The sequence below is a fragment of the Streptomyces tropicalis genome, from assembly GCF_029269835.1.
GTDB classification, from domain to species: Bacteria; Actinomycetota; Actinomycetes; order Streptomycetales; family Streptomycetaceae; genus Streptomyces; species Streptomyces tropicalis.
This window is the reverse complement of sequence record NZ_JARJBB010000010.1, coordinates 217,622-234,122: the sequence shown is the minus strand read 5'-3', so window position 1 is coordinate 234,122 and position 16,501 is coordinate 217,622. Positions and strand designations below refer to the sequence as shown.

17 protein-coding genes are annotated in these 16,501 nt (G+C 72.7%); 10 read left to right on the top strand and 7 right to left on the bottom strand.

All coding sequences use genetic code 11. The annotated features are described in order from the left end of the window. Positions 1-135 precede the first annotated feature (135 nt). Positions 136-1,086: a hypothetical protein gene (locus P3H78_RS20975; protein WP_276110607.1), complete on the top strand. Its 951-nt coding sequence runs from the start codon at positions 136-138 to the stop codon at positions 1,084-1,086. Here the strand turns inward: P3H78_RS20975 and P3H78_RS20970 are convergent. Next, a complete protein-coding gene (locus P3H78_RS20970; protein WP_276110606.1) occupies positions 980-2,386 on the bottom strand; it encodes an aminotransferase-like domain-containing protein in 1,407 nt (468 codons plus the stop codon). The two genes, P3H78_RS20975 and P3H78_RS20970, sit on opposite strands and share 107 nt — an antisense overlap. Positions 2,387-2,520: 134 nt before the next feature. On the opposite strand from P3H78_RS20970, the gene P3H78_RS20965 reads away from it, so the two are divergent. The 4 genes from P3H78_RS20965 to P3H78_RS20950 all read left to right on the top strand — a co-directional run bounded on the left by P3H78_RS20965 (position 2,521) and on the right by P3H78_RS20950 (position 8,348). Beyond that, positions 2,521-3,324 (top strand): alpha/beta fold hydrolase, encoded by an 804-nt coding sequence (locus P3H78_RS20965; protein ID WP_276110604.1) that lies wholly within the window; start codon positions 2,521-2,523, stop codon positions 3,322-3,324. Positions 3,325-3,480: 156 nt separating this feature from the next. Continuing rightward, entirely contained in the window at positions 3,481-5,574 is a 2,094-nt protein-coding gene (locus P3H78_RS20960) for a VWA domain-containing protein (RefSeq protein ID WP_276110603.1), read from the top strand. 167 nt (positions 5,575-5,741) lie between these two features. Continuing rightward, complete coding sequence (metG, locus tag P3H78_RS20955) at positions 5,742-7,457, top strand: methionine--tRNA ligase (RefSeq protein WP_276110602.1); 1,716 nt, start codon at positions 5,742-5,744, stop codon at positions 7,455-7,457. A gap of 435 nt (positions 7,458-7,892) precedes the next feature. Beyond that, complete coding sequence (locus tag P3H78_RS20950; protein WP_438828001.1) at positions 7,893-8,348, top strand: hypothetical protein; 456 nt, start codon at positions 7,893-7,895, stop codon at positions 8,346-8,348. A gap of 78 nt (positions 8,349-8,426) precedes the next feature. On the opposite strand, the gene P3H78_RS20945 is transcribed toward P3H78_RS20950, so the two are convergent. Next, positions 8,427-9,023 carry a TetR/AcrR family transcriptional regulator gene (locus P3H78_RS20945; RefSeq protein WP_276110601.1) on the bottom strand — a complete coding sequence of 199 codons (597 nt, stop codon included), beginning with the start codon at positions 9,021-9,023 and terminating at the stop codon, positions 8,427-8,429. Positions 9,024-9,131: 108 nt separating this feature from the next. On the opposite strand from P3H78_RS20945, the gene P3H78_RS20940 reads away from it, so the two are divergent. The 3 genes from P3H78_RS20940 to P3H78_RS20930 all read left to right on the top strand — a co-directional run bounded on the left by P3H78_RS20940 (position 9,132) and on the right by P3H78_RS20930 (position 11,148). Beyond that, a complete protein-coding gene (locus P3H78_RS20940) occupies positions 9,132-9,830 on the top strand; it encodes an NADPH-dependent F420 reductase (protein WP_276110600.1) in 699 nt (232 codons plus the stop codon). A gap of 100 nt (positions 9,831-9,930) precedes the next feature. Further along, the gene (locus P3H78_RS20935) at positions 9,931-10,458 is read left to right on the top strand and encodes an NAD(P)H-dependent oxidoreductase (RefSeq protein WP_276110599.1); all 528 of its coding nucleotides are present in this window, start codon (positions 9,931-9,933) and stop codon (positions 10,456-10,458) included. A gap of 96 nt (positions 10,459-10,554) precedes the next feature. Next, positions 10,555-11,148 (top strand): TetR/AcrR family transcriptional regulator, encoded by a 594-nt coding sequence (locus P3H78_RS20930; RefSeq protein WP_276110598.1) that lies wholly within the window; start codon positions 10,555-10,557, stop codon positions 11,146-11,148. Here P3H78_RS20930 and P3H78_RS20925 read toward each other — a convergent pair. From P3H78_RS20925 to P3H78_RS20915, 3 genes are read right to left on the bottom strand one after another with little or no spacing between them, the layout of a single operon-like run. After that, entirely contained in the window at positions 11,120-11,335 is a 216-nt protein-coding gene (locus P3H78_RS20925; protein WP_438828005.1) for a DUF397 domain-containing protein, read from the bottom strand. The two genes, P3H78_RS20930 and P3H78_RS20925, sit on opposite strands and share 29 nt — an antisense overlap. Before the next feature lie 52 nt (positions 11,336-11,387). Beyond that, complete coding sequence (locus P3H78_RS20920; protein ID WP_276110596.1) at positions 11,388-11,597, bottom strand: DUF397 domain-containing protein; 210 nt, start codon at positions 11,595-11,597, stop codon at positions 11,388-11,390. Continuing rightward, a complete protein-coding gene (locus tag P3H78_RS20915) occupies positions 11,594-12,475 on the bottom strand; it encodes a helix-turn-helix domain-containing protein (protein WP_276110594.1) in 882 nt (293 codons plus the stop codon). Before P3H78_RS20915 ends, P3H78_RS20920 begins: the two co-directional genes overlap by 4 nt. A 154-nt stretch (positions 12,476-12,629) precedes the next feature. Between P3H78_RS20915 and P3H78_RS20910 the strand changes: the two genes are divergently transcribed. Continuing rightward, positions 12,630-13,067 carry an ATP-binding protein gene (locus P3H78_RS20910; RefSeq protein ID WP_276110592.1) on the top strand — a complete coding sequence of 146 codons (438 nt, stop codon included), beginning with the start codon at positions 12,630-12,632 and terminating at the stop codon, positions 13,065-13,067. Between the two features lie 144 nt (positions 13,068-13,211). Further along, a complete protein-coding gene (locus tag P3H78_RS20905) occupies positions 13,212-14,096 on the top strand; it encodes a hypothetical protein (RefSeq protein WP_276110591.1) in 885 nt (294 codons plus the stop codon). 23 nt (positions 14,097-14,119) lie between these two features. On the opposite strand, the gene P3H78_RS20900 is transcribed toward P3H78_RS20905, so the two are convergent. Together P3H78_RS20900 and aspS are read right to left on the bottom strand one after the other, a co-directional pair. Then, positions 14,120-14,467, bottom strand: coding sequence for a DoxX family protein (locus P3H78_RS20900; RefSeq protein WP_276110590.1), 348 nt, complete (start codon positions 14,465-14,467; stop codon positions 14,120-14,122). Between the two features lie 154 nt (positions 14,468-14,621). Beyond that, positions 14,622-16,385: an aspartate--tRNA ligase gene (gene aspS, locus P3H78_RS20895; protein ID WP_276110589.1), complete on the bottom strand. Its 1,764-nt coding sequence runs from the start codon at positions 16,383-16,385 to the stop codon at positions 14,622-14,624. Positions 16,386-16,501: the final 116 nt, after the last annotated feature.

Here is a 16,501-nt window from a genome sequence, read left to right as displayed (position 1 = left end):
CACCCCGGCCCGCGCCCCCCTCGTCCCGGCCCGCCCCCCCGGCCCCGGTCACGCTCCCGAGGACGCCGGACCCGCAGCTCACCCGATTGCCCGGCCCCGCTCGCGGGCCCGGCGCCGAGGGCCTTGCCTGGGAGGGTGTCCCCACGTCTGCGCAGCGGCCTGTCGGCCGCGCTGATCGCCCTCTCGTGCCTGCTCGTGCCGTTCGGCGCGCTGTCGGCGTGGGCGGCGTACGGCCTCACGGACACCGGCGCCTACGTCACCACCATGGCGCCGCTCGCCACCGATCCGGACGTGCGCGACGCCGTCGCGGCCACCGTCGGCGACGGCATCATGCACGAGATCGGCCACGACATCGATCCCGCGATGGACGTCCGCGTGATGCGCGGCACGGTGTCCCCCTTCGTGCACGAGGCGGTCCGCTCGTTCACGCAGACCGCGGCCTTCCGCACCGCCTGGAACGAGGGCAACCGGGCCGCCCACGACGCCGTGCTGCACGCCCTGCGCGACGATCGCGACGAGCAGGACCGCCCGGTCACCGTCGATCTCGCCCCCGTGACCGCCCAGGTCAAGCGGCAGCTCGCCGAGGACCACGTGCCGCTCGCCGGCCGCATCCCCGTCGAGCACACCGAGGTCGCCCTGCTCCCGGCCCAGCAGCTGGGCCGCCTGCGAAAGGGGTTCCACGTGCTGGAAGTCGCCGGTTTCTGGCTGCCCGTCGCCGCCGTGGTGTTCGCCGTGGCGGGGATCGTGCTCGCGGCCTGCCGCCGCCGGGCGCTCACCGCGACCGCGCTCGGCACCGCCCTCGGCGGCGCGCTGCTCGCCCTGGCCATCGCCGTGGGCCGCGGCCTGACCCTGGCCGACCTGCCCGCGGAGGTGTCCCAGCCGGCTGCCGGCGCGGTCTACGACGCCCTCACGGCGACCCTGCGCACGACGTCCTGGCTGCTGGTCGCGCTCGGTCTGACGGTGGCCGCGGTCACCTGGCTCACCGGCCGCTCGGGCCGCCGTCCGTCCCGCCTCGTACGACGTCGGCGAGCGCCCGAAGCGCCCGATCCAACTCCGCCTCAGGAGCCGACGCGAGCCCGAGTCTGACCGCGTCCGGGGTGCGGGCCGGGTCGACGGCGAAGGCCGGGCCCGGGGTGACGGCGACGCCGTGTGCGGCGGCCGCGGCCGTGAAGGTGTCCGCCCGCCACGGCGCGGGCAGCTCCCACCAGGCGAAGTAGGCGTGCGGGTCGGACCAGGGCGCGAGGGTGCCGAGGTGCCGGTGCAGGAGCCGGCGGCGGCGGGCCGCGTCGGCCCGTTTCGCCGCGGCCAGCCGCGCCACGGTGCCGTCGGCGATCCAGCGCGCGGCCGCCTCCAGCGCGAGGCCGCCCGCACTCCAGCCGCCCGAGCGGACCGCGGCGGCCACCGCCCCGACCCGGTCGGCCGGTACGGCGAGCAGGCCCGCGGTGAGGCCGGGCGCGACCCGCTTGGACAGCCCGTCGACGACATGGACGAGCCCGGGGGCATGGGCGGCCAGCGGATCCGGTGAACCGGGGGAGCCGGACGAGCCGGACGAGGAGCCGGAGGAGCCGGTGTGTCCGGTGTGCAGGAAGGACCAGACGCGGTCCTCGACGACGGGCAGGCCCAGCCCGGCGACCGTGCGGGCGAGCAGGGCGCGCCGCTCGGCGCCCATGGTCCGCGTGGTCGGGTTGTGCAGCGTCGGCTGGAGGTAGAGGGCGGACAGCGGCGCCGAACGGTGCGCGGCGGCGACCGCGTCGGGGCACGGCCCCTCCTCGTCCGTGGCCAGCGGCACCAGAACGATCCCGAGCCGCCCCGCGATCTCCTTGACCAGCGGATACGTCAGCTCCTCCACGCCGACACGGCCACCCGGCCGGACCAGTGAGGCGAGCACCGCGGCGATGGCCTGGCGGGCGTTGCCGGTGAAGAGCAGCCGGTCCGGGGCGGGACGCCAGCCGGGGGTGGCGAGCAGGGCGGCGGCCGCCTCGCGCGCGGCGGGGGTGCCGGTGGCGGCGGCCGGGCGCAGGGCCGCGGTCAGGTCCCCGGGCCGTACGAGGCCGGCGAGCACGGGGGCGAGCAGCTCGGACTGGCCTGGCACCGAGGGGTAGGTGAGCTGGAGGTCGACCGCGGGCGCGGCGCCGGCCGGCGCGGCCTCGGAGAGCGAGCGTCCCGCGGGCTCCGGCGCGGCCGCGCGGACGAAGGTGCCGCGGCCGACCTCGCCCACGACCAGCCCGCGCCGCACGAGTTCGCCGTACACGCGCCCGGCGGTGGAGGCGGCGATGCGGTGGCGGCGCGCGAACGCCCTCTGCGGCGGCAGGCGCTGCCCGGGCCCGAGCCGTCCGTCCGCGATCGCGGCGGCGATCCGGTCGGCGATCCGCCGGTAGTCCTCCACGCGTCCCTCCTCCGCGGCGGCCGGGTGCCCCGGGCGGCCCGGCGGCCGCCGCACCCCGGCCACGCGCCCCCTCATTGCACCGAGGACAAAGAGCTTATTGCACCGAGCAGTTGGGCGGCCCTAGGGTCGCTGCCATGGCACCCTTCCTCGCATACGAGGACAAAGGCACCGATGCGTCACCGGCTGCCCGCGTCCCTCTCGTCCTCGTCCACGGCCACCCCTTCGACCGCACCTCCTGGGCCCCGCAGGTCGAGGCGTTCGCGCCCGGCCGCCGGGTCGTGACCCCGGACCTGCGCGGCTACGGCGCCTCCCCCGTGGTCCCCGGCGTCACCCTCCTCTCCCGCTTCGCCGACGATCTCGCGGACCTGCTCGACGCGTTGGAGGTCGGCCCCTTCGTGCTCGGCGGGGTCTCGATGGGCGGGCAGATCGCGATGGAGTGCTACCGGAGGTTCCCGGAGCGGATCCGGGGCCTGGTCCTCGCGGACACCTTCCCGGCCGCGGAGACGCCCGAGGGGCGGGCGGCGCGCAACGCCATGGCGGACCGCCTGCTGCGGGAGGGCATGCGCGGCTACGCCGACGAGGTACTGGAACGGATGGTCGCCCCGTGGGCGGACGCCGGGGTCAAGGCGCAGGTGCACCGCATGATGACGGGCACCTCGCCGGAGGGCGCCGCGGCCGCGCTGCGGGGCCGTGCCGAACGCCCCGACTACCGCGACCTGTTGACCCGTGTCGCCGTCCCGGCCCTGGTCGTGGTGGGCGCGGACGACACGTTCACACCGGTGGCCGAGGCGGAGGCGATGCACGCCGCCCTCCCCGACTCCGCGCTCCACGTGGTCGAGGGCGCGGCGCACCTGCCCAACCTGGAGCGGCCCGAGGAGTTCAACTCCGCGCTGGCGGAGTTCCTGGCCCGCGTGGACCGCGTGAACTGCCCCAAGTAGCCCGCACGACCCGGCGCGTTTCCGCCCGCAGCCCGGCGGAGCGGCCCATTCCGGGGCGCTCTCCCCCACCCAAGATCACCTTCTGGGGCCGCTAACCTTACGTGTCCGTCCTGGCCAGGGATTGACGGGCATCACCTCATGCGAAGGGTTGCGCACATGGGCATTCTCACTCTCCTTCGAAACGCGTTCGGCCGCTCACGCAAGGAACGCACGGCCGAAACGGGGGGTGCGGAAAAGGTCCCGCCCCAGGAGACGGTCCCCGCCCAGGCCACGGCCCAGGCTCCGGAGAGGACGCCCTCCCCGCAGCATGCGGCCCCGGCACAGAAGGAGTCGGCCGCCGAGCCGCACGAGGACGCGACGGCCGGGCGGCTGACGGAGACGACGGCGGGACGTCCCGCCGAGTCGCCCGAGGCGCGGCCCGAGGAGTCGCCCGCCGAGCGGCCCGATGACGCGGCGCCCGCCGGTCAGCATGAGGAGACGGCCGCCGCGGAGCACTCGGCCCCGGCCCCGGAGGAGACGGCCGCGGAGCAGGTGACGGCCGCCTCGGCGGAGGCATGGGTCCCGTCCCCGTCGTCGGAGCCGGTCCCCGAGACGGCCCGCGTCCCTGAGCCCCGCACGTCGTCCCCGGAGGAGCACGACCTGGTGTCGGCGGCCTTCGACAACGTCGCGGTCCCGAAGCCCGCCGCCCCGGTGGACGCCCCCGAGGAGCCGGAGGCCGCGACGGCTCCGTCCCCGGAGCCGACTCCGGCCGCCGAGCCGGAGCCGGCGGCGGACGAGGCCCCGGCCCCCGAGCCCGCTCCCGAGCAGCCCGCGGAGGCGAACGCCCCGCAGCCGGAGCCCACCCCCGAGCCGGAGTCCACTCCCGCCCCGGACCCGGAGGCCACCACGGCTGCCGCCCCGGACCCGGCCCCGACCACCGAGCCGGAGCCGACGGCCGAGGACTCCCCGGCGGCCGACCTCGAGCCCGCCACCGAGCCCGAGGCCGCGACGACTCCCGCCCCCGAGCCGGAGACCACTCCCGCCCCGGACCCGGAGGCCACCACGGCTGCCGCCCCGGAGTCGACCCCGACCGCCGAGCCGGAGCCGACGGCGGACGAGGCCCCGGCCCCCGAGCCCGAGCCGCAGCCCGAGCCCGCTCCCGAGCAGCCCGCCGAGGCGGACACCCCGCAGCCGGAGCCCACCCCTGCTGCGGACCCGACCCCGACCGCCGAGCCGGAGCCGGCGGCGGACGAGACCCCGGCCCCCGAGCCCGAGCCGCAGCCCGAGCCCGCTCCCGAGCAGCCCGCCGGGGCGGACACCCCGCAGCCCGCCGCGACGGCCGAGCCGGAAGCCGCCACCGCGGACGCCCCGCAGGCCGCCGACGGCGAGCCCGCCCCGCAGGGGCCCCCCGCACCCGGCAACGAGACCCGCACGGGTGGTGCGGGTGGGAACACGGCCGCCGAAGGCGAAGCCGAGGCGGACACCGCACCGGCCGCCCCGCAGCCCCCCGCCCCCGCCGAAGGCGAAGCCGAGGCGGACACGGCGGACACGCACCCGGACGCCGAGGCCACCGCAGAGGCGTCCCCCGAGCCGCCCGCGGGGGAGACGTCGGCGACCTCCCCCGCCCGCCTCCGCTCCCGCGCCCCCGGCCTCGCCATCGCGTACAAGGCCGCCGCCGCAGCCCTGCAGAAGTCCGGCCTGACCGGCACCCGCGCCCGCGTGTACCTGGTCCTGGACCGCTCGTCCTCCATGCGCCCGTACTACAAGGACGGCTCCGCGCAGGCCCTCGGAGAGCAGACGCTCGCCCTCGCCGCCCACCTCGACCCCGAGGCCACGGTGCACGTCGTGTTCTTCTCGACGGAGCTGGACGGCACCGGCGAGCTGACGCTCGCGGACCACGAGAACCGCGTCGACACCCTGCACGCCGGCCTCGGCCGGATGGGCCGCACCAGCTACCACGCGGCCGTCGAGGCCGTGTCCGCGCACCACGAGAAGACGGCGGACGCCGGCACCCCCGCGCTGGTGGTCTTCCAGACGGACGGCGCCCCGGACGCGAAGACGCCGGCCACCCAGTCCCTGACGGCCGCGGCGAGCGGCCACCCGGAGCTGTTCTTCTCCTTCGTCGCCTTCGGCGAGCACGACAACAAGGCCTTCGACTACGTGCGCAGGCTGAAGACGGGCAACACGTCCTTCTTCCACGCCGGCCCGGCCCCGCGCGAGCTCACCGACCAGGAGGTGTACGAGGGGATCCTCGCCGCCTGGCGCCCGTAGCGACCCCCGTCGTCCGCACGCCCCCGCGCCGCCCGCTTCCCAGCCCGCAAAACGGGAAGCGGGCGGCGTACCCGTGTCGGCTACGATTTCAAGGTTCGTAGACGAAAACGGACGGTCCGGAAATCCGCGGACCGTCACCCCGCGTAGCGACTTGGGAGCAGCCCGCGATGGCTCGACACCTCATCACCAGCGCCCTTCCGTACATCAACGGGATCAAGCACCTGGGCAACATGGTGGGGTCCATGCTCCCGGCGGACGTGTACTCCCGGTACCTCCGCCAGCGCGGCCACGACGTCCTCTACATCTGCGCCACCGACGAGCACGGCACCCCCGCCGAGCTGGCCGCGAAGGAGCAGGGCCTGCCGGTGGACGCGTTCTGCGCGCAGGCGCACGACGCGCAGAAGGCGGTGTACGACGGCTTCGCGCTGGCCTTCGACTACTTCGGCCGCAGCTCGTCCGCGGAGAACGTCGAGATCACCCAGCACTTCGCCCGCCGCCTCCAGGAGAACGGCTTCATCGAAGAGCGCGCCATCCGCCAGGTCTACAGCCCGGCCGACGGCCGCTTCCTGCCGGACCGCTACGTGGAGGGCACCTGCCCGCACTGCGGCTACGACAAGGCCCGCGGCGACCAGTGCGAGAACTGCACGCGCGTGCTGGACCCGACGGACCTGATCGACCCCCGCTCGGCGATCTCCGGCTCCACCGAGCTGGAGGTCCGCGAGACCAAGCACCTCTTCCTCCTCCAGTCCAGGCTCCAGCACGAGGTCGAGGAGTGGGTGGCCCGCCACGAGCAGGACTGGCCGCAGCTCGCGTCCTCGATCGCCCGCAAGTGGCTGACCGAGGGCCTGCACGACCGGGCGATCACCCGCGACCTGGATTGGGGGGTGCCCGTCCCGGCCGACACCTGGCCGGAGCTGGCCGCCGAGGGCAAGGTCTTCTACGTCTGGTTCGACGCCCCGATCGAGTACATCGGCGCGACGAAGGAGTGGGCGGACCGGGACCCGGAGAACCGGGACTGGAAGGCGTGGTGGTACGACGCCGACACCGCCGTCCGCTACACGCAGTTCATGGCGAAGGACAACGTCCCGTTCCACACGGTGATGTTCCCGGCGACCGAGCTGGGCGTGCGCGAGCCGTGGAAGAAGGTCGACTACGTCAAGGCCTTCAACTGGCTGACGTACTACGGCGGCAAGTTCTCCACCTCGCAGAAGCGCGGTGTCTTCACCGACCAGGCGCTGGAGATCCTGCCCGCCGACTACTGGCGCTACTTCCTCATCGCCAACGCCCCCGAGTCGGACGACTCGTCCTTCACCTGGGAGCACTTCACGGCCACGGTCAACAAGGACCTGGCCGACACCCTCGGCAACTTCGTCAACCGCGTGCTGTCCTTCTCCAAGAAGCGCTTCGGCGAGGAGGTCCCGGCGGGCGGCGAGCCCGGCGAGGCGGAGGCCCGCCTCGGCGAGGAGATCGCCCGGCTGCTGGCCGAGTACGAGGCGCAGATGGAGGCGCTCCAGTTCCGCAAGGCGGCGGCCGCGCTGCGTGCCCTGTGGTCGGCCGGCAACTCCTACCTGGAGGAGAAGGCCCCCTGGCTGGAGATCAAGACCGACAAGGACGGCGCGGCGCTCACGCTGCGCACGGCGATGAACCTGATCCACCTGTACGCGGTGGTGTCGGAGCCGTTCATCCCGTCCTCGGCCGCGGCGATGCGGGCGGCGTTCGCCCTGCCGGACGACACGGCCACGTGGACCACCCCGGACGAGGCGCGCAGCCTGACCACCCTCACCCCGGGCATCCCCTTCACGGTGCCCCCGGTCCTGTTCGCGAAGCTCACGGACGACGACCTGGAGGCGTACAAGGAGCGCTTCGGCGGTTCGGGCGCGTAGCGCGCCCCCTCGTCCACACAGAGGCCCGGAAACGACTCGTTTCCGGGCCTCTTCTCCGTGGGCCCCGAACGGTGGGGGCGGATCCGCCCGAGCGGAGTGTCACTGCTGCCCGCACTCCCTGTCCCCGTGACCAGCGACAACAGCACACGCACCGAAACCCGCCCGCGTGTGCTCCGGTGCCGCAGGCGGTCTTTCCCAAGAACCACGAGAGAGAAAGAAATCCCACCAAGCCCCACCCCTCCCGCCCACGGCGCACACTCACTCGCGCGAGTGAACATCACCAACTGAGCTGGATCCGGCACCGGTTGTCTGCCCTACGCTCAGCGCAACACCGAGCAGCAAGCAGCACGGAACGACCCCAGACATGCAACGGCCCTCGCCGGGACGGCAATCCCAGTGCGAGGGCCTGACCACCAAGGAAGACAAGCCTTCCCGATGGATACCCAGAACACTAGCGTGCGCCCGCACGCCCAGTCCCGTATCAGCGGCACAAACCACCCGCACCGGCGCACCCGCGGGCACGCGGACGCCCACCCCGGCGGCGTCACCCACGACAACACCCGCCACACCACCCGCTTCACGGTGATCGGCAACCACCTCGCCCAGCACCCCGAGTTGTCGGGGCTCGCCATCGGGCTGGCGGTGTACATCCAGTCGGTCCCGGCCGGCGCCCCCGTGGACATCAGGACCCTCGCCGCCCGCCTCCCCGAGGGCCCGACCCGGATCGCCGCCGCCCTGCGCGAGCTGGAGGCCCACGGCTACCTGCGCCGCACCCGCGAACCCACCCGCAAGGACTTCGTCTACGGCGAGGACGTCACCATCGCCGACTGGACGATCCCCACCGAGGACCTGCCGCGCTACGAAAGCGGCGGGACCGGCGAGCAGCACTGAGCTCCCTCCCGACGCACTACACCCGGCTGCCGGCACGGACTGCGGCCGGGAGCGGCTTCGGGGACCGGCCATCCCCGACTACGGGCTCAGGGCCCCGAGCACGGCGGACACGGTGCGGTCCGCCCAGCCCTCGTCCGTGGCGCGTCCGGCGAGGTGGTCGGCGTAGAAGGCGCCGAGCAGGGCGGATGCCGACGCGTCCAGGTCGGCCTCCGGGCGGAGCAGCCCCTGTGCGCGGGCCCGGTCCAGCAGGCGCCGGACCGCGGCGCGGCGGGGCTCCACGGCGTGTTCGCGGAGGAGTTCCAGGAGTTCGGGGGTGTGGGCCTCCTCGGCCAGGCAGGTGCCGACGAGGACCATTCCGCTGGTCCGGGCGAGGGTGTCGGCGAAGTCGGCGAGCTGGGCCGCGAGGTCCGCGCGCACATCCCCGGTCTCCGGTGGGACGGAGCAGGGGCGCAGGGTCCTCAGGGCCGCCGCGGCCAGCTCGGTCTTGGTCCTGAAGCGCAGATGGATGGTGGCCTTGCTGACCCCGGCGGCCCGCGCGACGCCGTCCAGGGTCATGCGCACGAAGCCCTGCTCGGAGAGGAGCGTCAGCGCCGCGGCGAGGATCGCCGCCTCCTTGCCCGGACAGCGGGGCCGCCCCGTCGCGCCGCGGCAGTCTCCCGGCCCTGTCCTCTCCATGGACCCAGCATACCCATTTGAAATACCGAACCGCTCGGTTTAGATTTAGCCCACGACGCCGGACGACTCCGTCGGACGTCCCCACTCGCCCGGAAGGGACCCATCCTCATGCGTTACGCAGTCCTCGGTACCGGCGCCGTCGGCCGGACGATCGCCGCCAAGCTCGCCTCCCTCGGCCACGAGGTCGTCATCGGCACCCGTGACCCGGAGACGACCCTCGCCCGCACCGAGCCCGACGGTTACGGCAACCCGCCGTTCGCCGACTGGCAGGCCGCACACGCGGACATCCGCCTGGCGGCCTTCGCCGACGCGGCCGCCGGGGCCGATGCGGTCGTCAACACCACCGCCGGCGCCGGCAGCCTGCCGGCCCTCGAGGCGGCGGGCACCGCGAACCTGGCGGGCAAGGTGCTCATCGACATCGCCAACCCGCTCGACTTCTCCCAGGGGATGCCCCCGTCGCTGAACCCGGTCGGCACCGACAGCCTGGGCGAGCAGATCCAGCGGGCCTTCCCCGAGGTGAAGGTCGTCAAGACGCTCAACACCATGAACTGCGAGATCATGGTCGACCCGTCCCGGGTCGCCGGCGACCACACCGTCTTCGTGTCCGGCGACGACTCCGGCGCCAAGGCGGCCGTCACCGAGCTGCTGGTCTCCTTCGGCTGGCCCGCGAGCAGCGTGATCGACCTGGGCTCCATCGAGACCGCCCGCGGCACGGAGATGCTGCTGCCGATCTGGCTGCGGCTGTGGGGCAGCCTCGGCCACGCCGACTTCAACTTCCACGTCGCAGGCGCCCGCACCGGCGCCTGACCCCCCGCGGACGGGCACCCCTCGCCGCCCCCGACGACGACCTCGTCCCCGGCCGGGGGCCCCACCGCAGCGCCCCGCTCCCCCAGGAGAACACCACCTCATGTCCCGCACCCGCACCCTGGTCGTCGTCGCCCACCCCGACCTGCGCGGCTCCCGTGTCACCGCGCACCTGGCCGACGCGATACGCGACCTGGAGCACGTCACCGTCCACGACATCACCGCCGCGTACCCCGACGGCCGTGTCGACGTCGCCCGCGAGCAGCAGCTGCTGCGCGACCACGACACCGTCGTCTGGCAGTTCCCCTGGCACTGGTACTCCGTGCCGGGGGTGCTCAAGTCCTGGATGGACCAGGTGCTCACCCACGGCTTCGCCTACGGCGCCGGGGGAACCGCGCTCCAGGGCAAGACGCTCCGGCTGGTCACCTCCACCGGCGGCCCCGCCGACTCCTACGCGGCCGGCGGCTACAACCGCTTCACCGTCGCCGAACTGCTGGCCCCCCTGGACGCCACCGCCCACCTCACCGGGATGCGCCTGGCCGAACCACTCGTCCTGTACGGCGCCCGCACCGTCTCCGACGAGGACCTGGCCCTCCACACCAAGCGGTACCGCGAGGTCCTCGCCGCCTGAACCGCGGCGTCCCGGCGTCCACGCCGGCGGGCTCGCCGCACGGCCGGGGATTCCGCACCGAACCACTCGGTGCGGAATCCCGCCTATCCTGTCCGGATGCGTGAGACGGAGACCAGGGGCGCGGGACGGCCGCGATCGGCCGAGAAGGACGCCGCCATCCTCCAGGCGGCACTGGAACTGCTCGCCTCGCACGGCTACACCCGTATGAGCCTCAGCCAGGTCGCCGCCGCCGCCCAGGTCAGCAAGTCCACCATCCACCTGCGCTGGAAGACCAAGGCGGACCTCGTCACCGCCGCGCTCGCCGCCCTGCGCATGGTCGACGCCCCACCGACCAGCGGGGACACCCGGACCGATCTGATCTCGATCCTCGAGGACTTCGCCGCGACCGTGGAACGCGTACGCGGCATGGCGCTCATCGGCACCTGCCTCGCCGAGGAGGCCCACACGCCCGAACTCCTCGCCCTGCTCCGCGAACGCACCGTGACGCCCCGGCGCGCCCTGCTCCACCAGGTCCTGGAAGAGGCCCGCGAGCGCGGCGGGATCCGCTCCGGCGCCGATCTCGACGCAGCGGTCTCCGCCCTCCTCGGCCCCTTCTACGCCGACTACATGGCCGGCCGGACCGGCCGCTCGGGCTGGGCCGAGGACGCCGTGGACCTCGTCCTCACCGGCCTCGCGCCAGCGGACCGGTAGAAACGGCGGCCACGAAGTCCACCCACCCGTCCGCGGAGAGAGCGAGCCGGGGGCCTGCGGCGCTCTTGGAATCCCGGACGTGGACCGTGCGGGGGGTGACGGCGATCTCGACGCAGGAGTCACCTTCGGGGCCGCTGCTGTAGCTGCTCTTGAACCACGCCGGCTCGGAGACATCCCCGGCAGGCATGTCTCGGATCATGCGCCCTCCAGTGCTCGCTTCGATGTGTGCCGTCGGGACGTCAGTGTCCCGCCGCGTACGACAGGAAGGCAGTCCAAGCCTCCGGCGCGAGCACAAGCCGAGGGCCGCCTATGTTCTTGGAGTCACGGACGAGCACTGTGACGGGTGCGGCGGCAACCTCGATGCAGTCATTGCCGTCACCGCTGCTGCTGTAGCTGCTCTTGAACCAGGCCAGTGCAGAGGCGTCGAGGCCGGTGGAGGTGCCGATCATGTCTCTCCAAGCATCCGCTCGATGAAGGCCCGGGACTCGCGCGTCGTGAGGGCCTGGGCCCGGATCATCCCATAGCGCAGTTCGAGGATCCTGAGCTGCTTCGGATCGGACACCGGGCGACCACTGAACGCACCCTCTGAACGCGCCACCGCCGTACCGTCCGGGAATTTCAGCACCTCGATCAGCCCGCCGGTGCCGAAGTGCTCCTCACAGTCCGTCGGCAACACTTGGATAGATACGTTCCGCAACTTGCCGATTTCCAAAAGACGTTCAAGCTGCCGACGCCACACCATTCTGCCTCCGACAGGGCGGCGGAGCGTCACCTCTTCCTGGACAAAACTGAGCGTCGGTGCGGGGGACCTGTCAAAGATCGAACGCCGGGCCATCCGCGCGGCGACCATGCGCTCCGTCTCGCCCTCCGAATAGCCGGGCAGCCATACGTCGAAGAGCGCTCGCATGTGTTCCTCGGCCTGCAGCAGACCGTGGATGTTGTGGTTGCTGTACAGCCCCATCTCGACCGCCTGCGCTTCCATCTGCGCCAGATCCCGCACCCTCTTCGGATACCGGACCCGCGCCACGTCCTCCTTCATGGCCGCCAGTAACCCGCCCGCGCCGAGCACCTCGTCCGCCCTGTCCAGGTACTCGGGCCGGGGGATCCGCCTGCCACCCTCGATCTTGTAGACGAGGTCCTCCCCGTAGCCCACGGCCTCGCCGAAGTCGGCGGCACGCATCCCCACCGCCTCCCGCCGCAGCTTCAGCTGCCGCCCCACCGTGGCGACCACGGCCACGCCCCACTCGTCGTCCGGGTCGACCTCCCACCCCGGCTCGTCCGTCTCGCCCCGGAGCCGCTCCCGCCGCACCTCGCCGTCGACCGGCATACCGCACCCCTCCGTCGTCCCTCCGTGCCGCAACGCCCTTACCCGGACGCCCGGTTCCGACAGCCCGGACAGCAGTGGACAACGTCCGGACAGTGACCGTACGCATCGGCGTCGTCGCTGTTCACGGTAGGCGTGAGCGGCCACGCTCAGTGACGTGAACGAGGAAAACTCCACCCGTCTCCACGGCTCCGTCCGCCACTTCGGCGTCCTGCTGTCGCCCACGCCGCGCGGCGCCCGACTCGCCCGGCTGCTCGCGACCGAGTGGCTGCGCTCCCGGGAGCTGGCGCAGCACATCGTGGACCTGGCCGAGCACGTCGTCGCGGAACTGGCGGCGAACGCGGCGTCCCACGGGCGGGTCACAGGGCGGGACTTCCGTCTCGCTCTGCTGGCCGGAGACGGCACGCTCCGCATCGAGGTGACGGACACCCGCGGCGACGCCCTCCCGTGCGTCCGGCCGCCCGCCCCCGACACGGAGTCCGGGTGCGGCCTGCTCGTGGTCGGGGCCCTGGCCGACCGCTGGGGCGTCGACCTGGGTCCCCGTCCCAGAAAGACCGTGTGGGCCGAACTCGACTTCTCCGCTGGAGGCGACTGACGAGTCGATCACCCTTCCGGGTGAATCACCCCAACTGAGCCCTGGTCTGGCCGTGTTGTGCTCATACGCTCCTCACAAGTCGACTTTGGCATGTGCCACTGGCAATGCCGCTCTCCTGTCTGCCTCACCCTTCCAGGAACCCGCATGGTCAGCTCGTCCCACGAGGCGATGCACCGCATCTTCCAGGACCACCCGGAGCTCTTCTCCCGGGTCTCCGAAGTGCTCGGCATCGAATTCGCCCCGCCCACGTCGGTCACCGTCCTGCCGACCGACCTCACCGAGCCGCGCCCGCTCGAACGCCGCGTGGACACGTTGCTGCGACTGGACAGCGAGGGCTTCGAGCCGCTTCTCCTCGCCGTCGAGGCCCAGGGGAAGAAGGACCCGGCGAAGCCGGCCAGTTGGGCCTACTACGCCTCGTACCTGCTCACGAAGTACCGGCTGCAGCCGATGCTGCTGGTCGTCTGCCAGGATCGTGCGACCGCCGAATGGGCAGCGCGACCGGTGACCTTCGGCCCTCCCCAGTGGCCCCTGCTCACCCTGCGCCCCCTGGTCGCGGGACCGCACAACATGCCTGTGATCACCGATCCGGCCGAGGCCCGCAAGGACCTCGCGCTCGCCACGCTGCCCGCGATCACACACGTCACGGATCCGGACATCGGGGCCATACTCAAGGCAATGACGACCGTCCTGCGGGAGACGCCGCAGGCGCTCGCCGACCCGATCATCGAACTCGTCGCCCAAGGCATGGGAAAGCACCCAGCCGCAGAACTCTGGAGGAAACTGGTGGCCGTGGACCTCTCTTTCTACAAGTCGCCCCTCTCCCAGGAACTCCGAGCCGAGGGCCGAGCCGAAGACAAGGCGGAAAGCAAGGCCGAGGACATCCTCTTCGTCCTGGAGCGGCGCGGCATCGACGTCCCCGACGAAGCACGGGAACGCATCTCCACCTGTGGCGACCTCGACCTCCTGCGCCACTGGCTCGACCGAGCCCTCACCACCACCTCCACCGACGACCTCTTCACGACCGAATAGCCGCGACCCCCGCGCCGCCCGGGTCAGCCCGCGTGGCCGAGGACGAGCGCCCCGATCACCGGGACGGCGTACACCAGGGGGTACGGGATGTGCGCGTAGGCGCGGGCCCGGGCCACGGTGATCGCCGCGCCGGTGAAGTACAGGACCAGCCCGACTCCCGCGAGCAGGCCGATCACCGGGACGAACAGGCCGGCCAGGAGCCCGGCGGCCCCGGCCGTCTTGGCCAGGCCCAGCCACGTCCACCACGACCGCGGCACCCCGTACCCCTCCAGGGCCTGCACGATCCACCGGACCCGCAGCAGCAGGACGGTGCCGGAGAAGCCCGCCATCAGGGCGGCGAGCACGGTGACGACGATGAGGGCGGTGTGCATGGCGGTCTCCTCCGTACGGAGTGCGGGAGCGGCCGGGGCGGCCGCTGCCCCCTTGACGGAGGAGACCCCGAACATGTGACGAGGGGCCCGGGATCGGTGAGATCCCGGGCCCCTCGAAGGCTCCGTGCCGGGCGGGCCCGCGGGGCCCGGACGGCTACTTCGGCTGCGGCTTGCGCACCTGGAGGTGCAGCTCGCGCAGGCGGCTCTCGTCCAGCTCGGTCGGGGCGCCCATCATCAGGTCCTGGGCGTTGCCGTTGAGCGGGAAGGCGATCGTCTCGCGGATGTTCGGCTCGTCGGCGAGGAGCATCACGATGCGGTCGACGCCCGGAGCGATGCCGCCGTGCGGCGGGGCGCCGAAGCGGAAGGCGCGCAGCATGCCCGCGAACTTGTCCTCGACGGTCTCCCGGTCGTAGCCCGCGATCTCGAAGGCCTTCAGCATGATCTCCGGCTCGTGGTTCCGGATCGCGCCGGAGGACAGCTCGACGCCGTTGCAGACGATGTCGTACTGCCAGCCCAGGATGTCCAGCGGGTCCTGGGTCTCCAGGGCCTCCAGACCGCCCTGCGGCATCGAGAACGGGTTGTGCGAGAAGTCGATCGCGCCGGTCTCCTCGTCCTTCTCGTACATCGGGAAGTCGACGATCCAGCAGAAGCGGAAGACGCCCTCCTCGAAGTGGCCGGCCCGCTTGGCGGCCTCCACCCGCACCGCACCCATGATCCTGGAGACCTCGTCGAACGCGCCCGCGCCGAAGAACACCGCGTGGCCGGGGGCCAGCGACAGGCGCTTGGTCAGCTCGGCGACGTCGTCCTCGGTGAGGAACTTCGCGATCGGGCCGGTCAGCGCGCCGTCCTCGCCGACGCGGACCCAGGCCAGGCCCTGCGCGCCCAGCGTGACCGCGAACTCGCCGAGCTGGTCGAAGAACTTGCGCGGCTGGGACGCGACGTCCGGCACCGCCAGGGCACGCACGTGCTTCCCGGCGAACGCCTTGAACGCCGAGCCCTCGAAGACGTCGGTGATGTCGACGAGCTCCAGCTTGGCGCGCAGGTCGGGCTTGTCGGAGCCGTACTTCAGCATCGCCTCGCGGAACGGGACCCGCGGGAACGGCGAGGTGACGTGGCGGCCGTCGCCGAACTCCTCGAAGAGCTCGGTCATCAGCTTCTCGATCGGCTGGAAGACGTCCTCCTGCTCGACGAAGCTCATCTCGACGTCGAGCTGGTAGAACTCGCCGGGGGAGCGGTCCGCGCGGGCGTCCTCGTCGCGGAAGCAGGGCGCGATCTGGAAGTAGCGGTCGAAGCCGGAGATCATCAGCAGCTGCTTGAACTGCTGCGGGGCCTGCGGCAGGGCGTAGAAGCGGCCCGGGTGCACGCGGGAGGGCACCACGTAGTCGCGGGCACCCTCGGGGGAGGTGGCGCTCAGGATCGGCGTCGCCATCTCGTTGAAGCCCATGGCGGACATCTTCTGGCGCATCGAGGAGATCACGGCGGTGCGCAGCATGATGTTGCGGTGCATGCGCTCGCGGCGCAGGTCGAGGAAGCGGTACTCCAGGCGCCGCTCCTCGTTGACCCCGTCCTCGGCGTTGATGGTGAAGGGCAGCGGGGCGGCCTCGCCGAGCACCTCGACCTCGCCGACCTCGACCTCGACCTCGCCGGTGGGCAGGTCCGCGTTCACGTTCTCGGTTCCACGTGAAACAACGGAGCCGTCGACGCGGACGACCGTCTCCTTGGAGAGCTTGTCGAGCGCCTCGTACGCGGCGGTGCCGGGACGGGCGACGAGCTGCGTGATGCCGTGGTGGTCGCGCAGATCGATGAAGAGGATGCCGCCCAGGTCGCGCCGATTGTGCAGCCAGCCGCTCAGCCGGACGTCGGTGCCGACGTCAGAGGCGCGGAGCTCGCCGCAGGTGTGGGACCTGTACCGATGCATCGTCGTTCATCCAGTCTTCGCGATCGGGGTGTCCCCGGGGCCTCTCCCCGGGACGTCCGGGCACGAGGACACGGCCCGGACCTCCCCAGCCTACCGGCCGCCCCAAGATCGCCTCT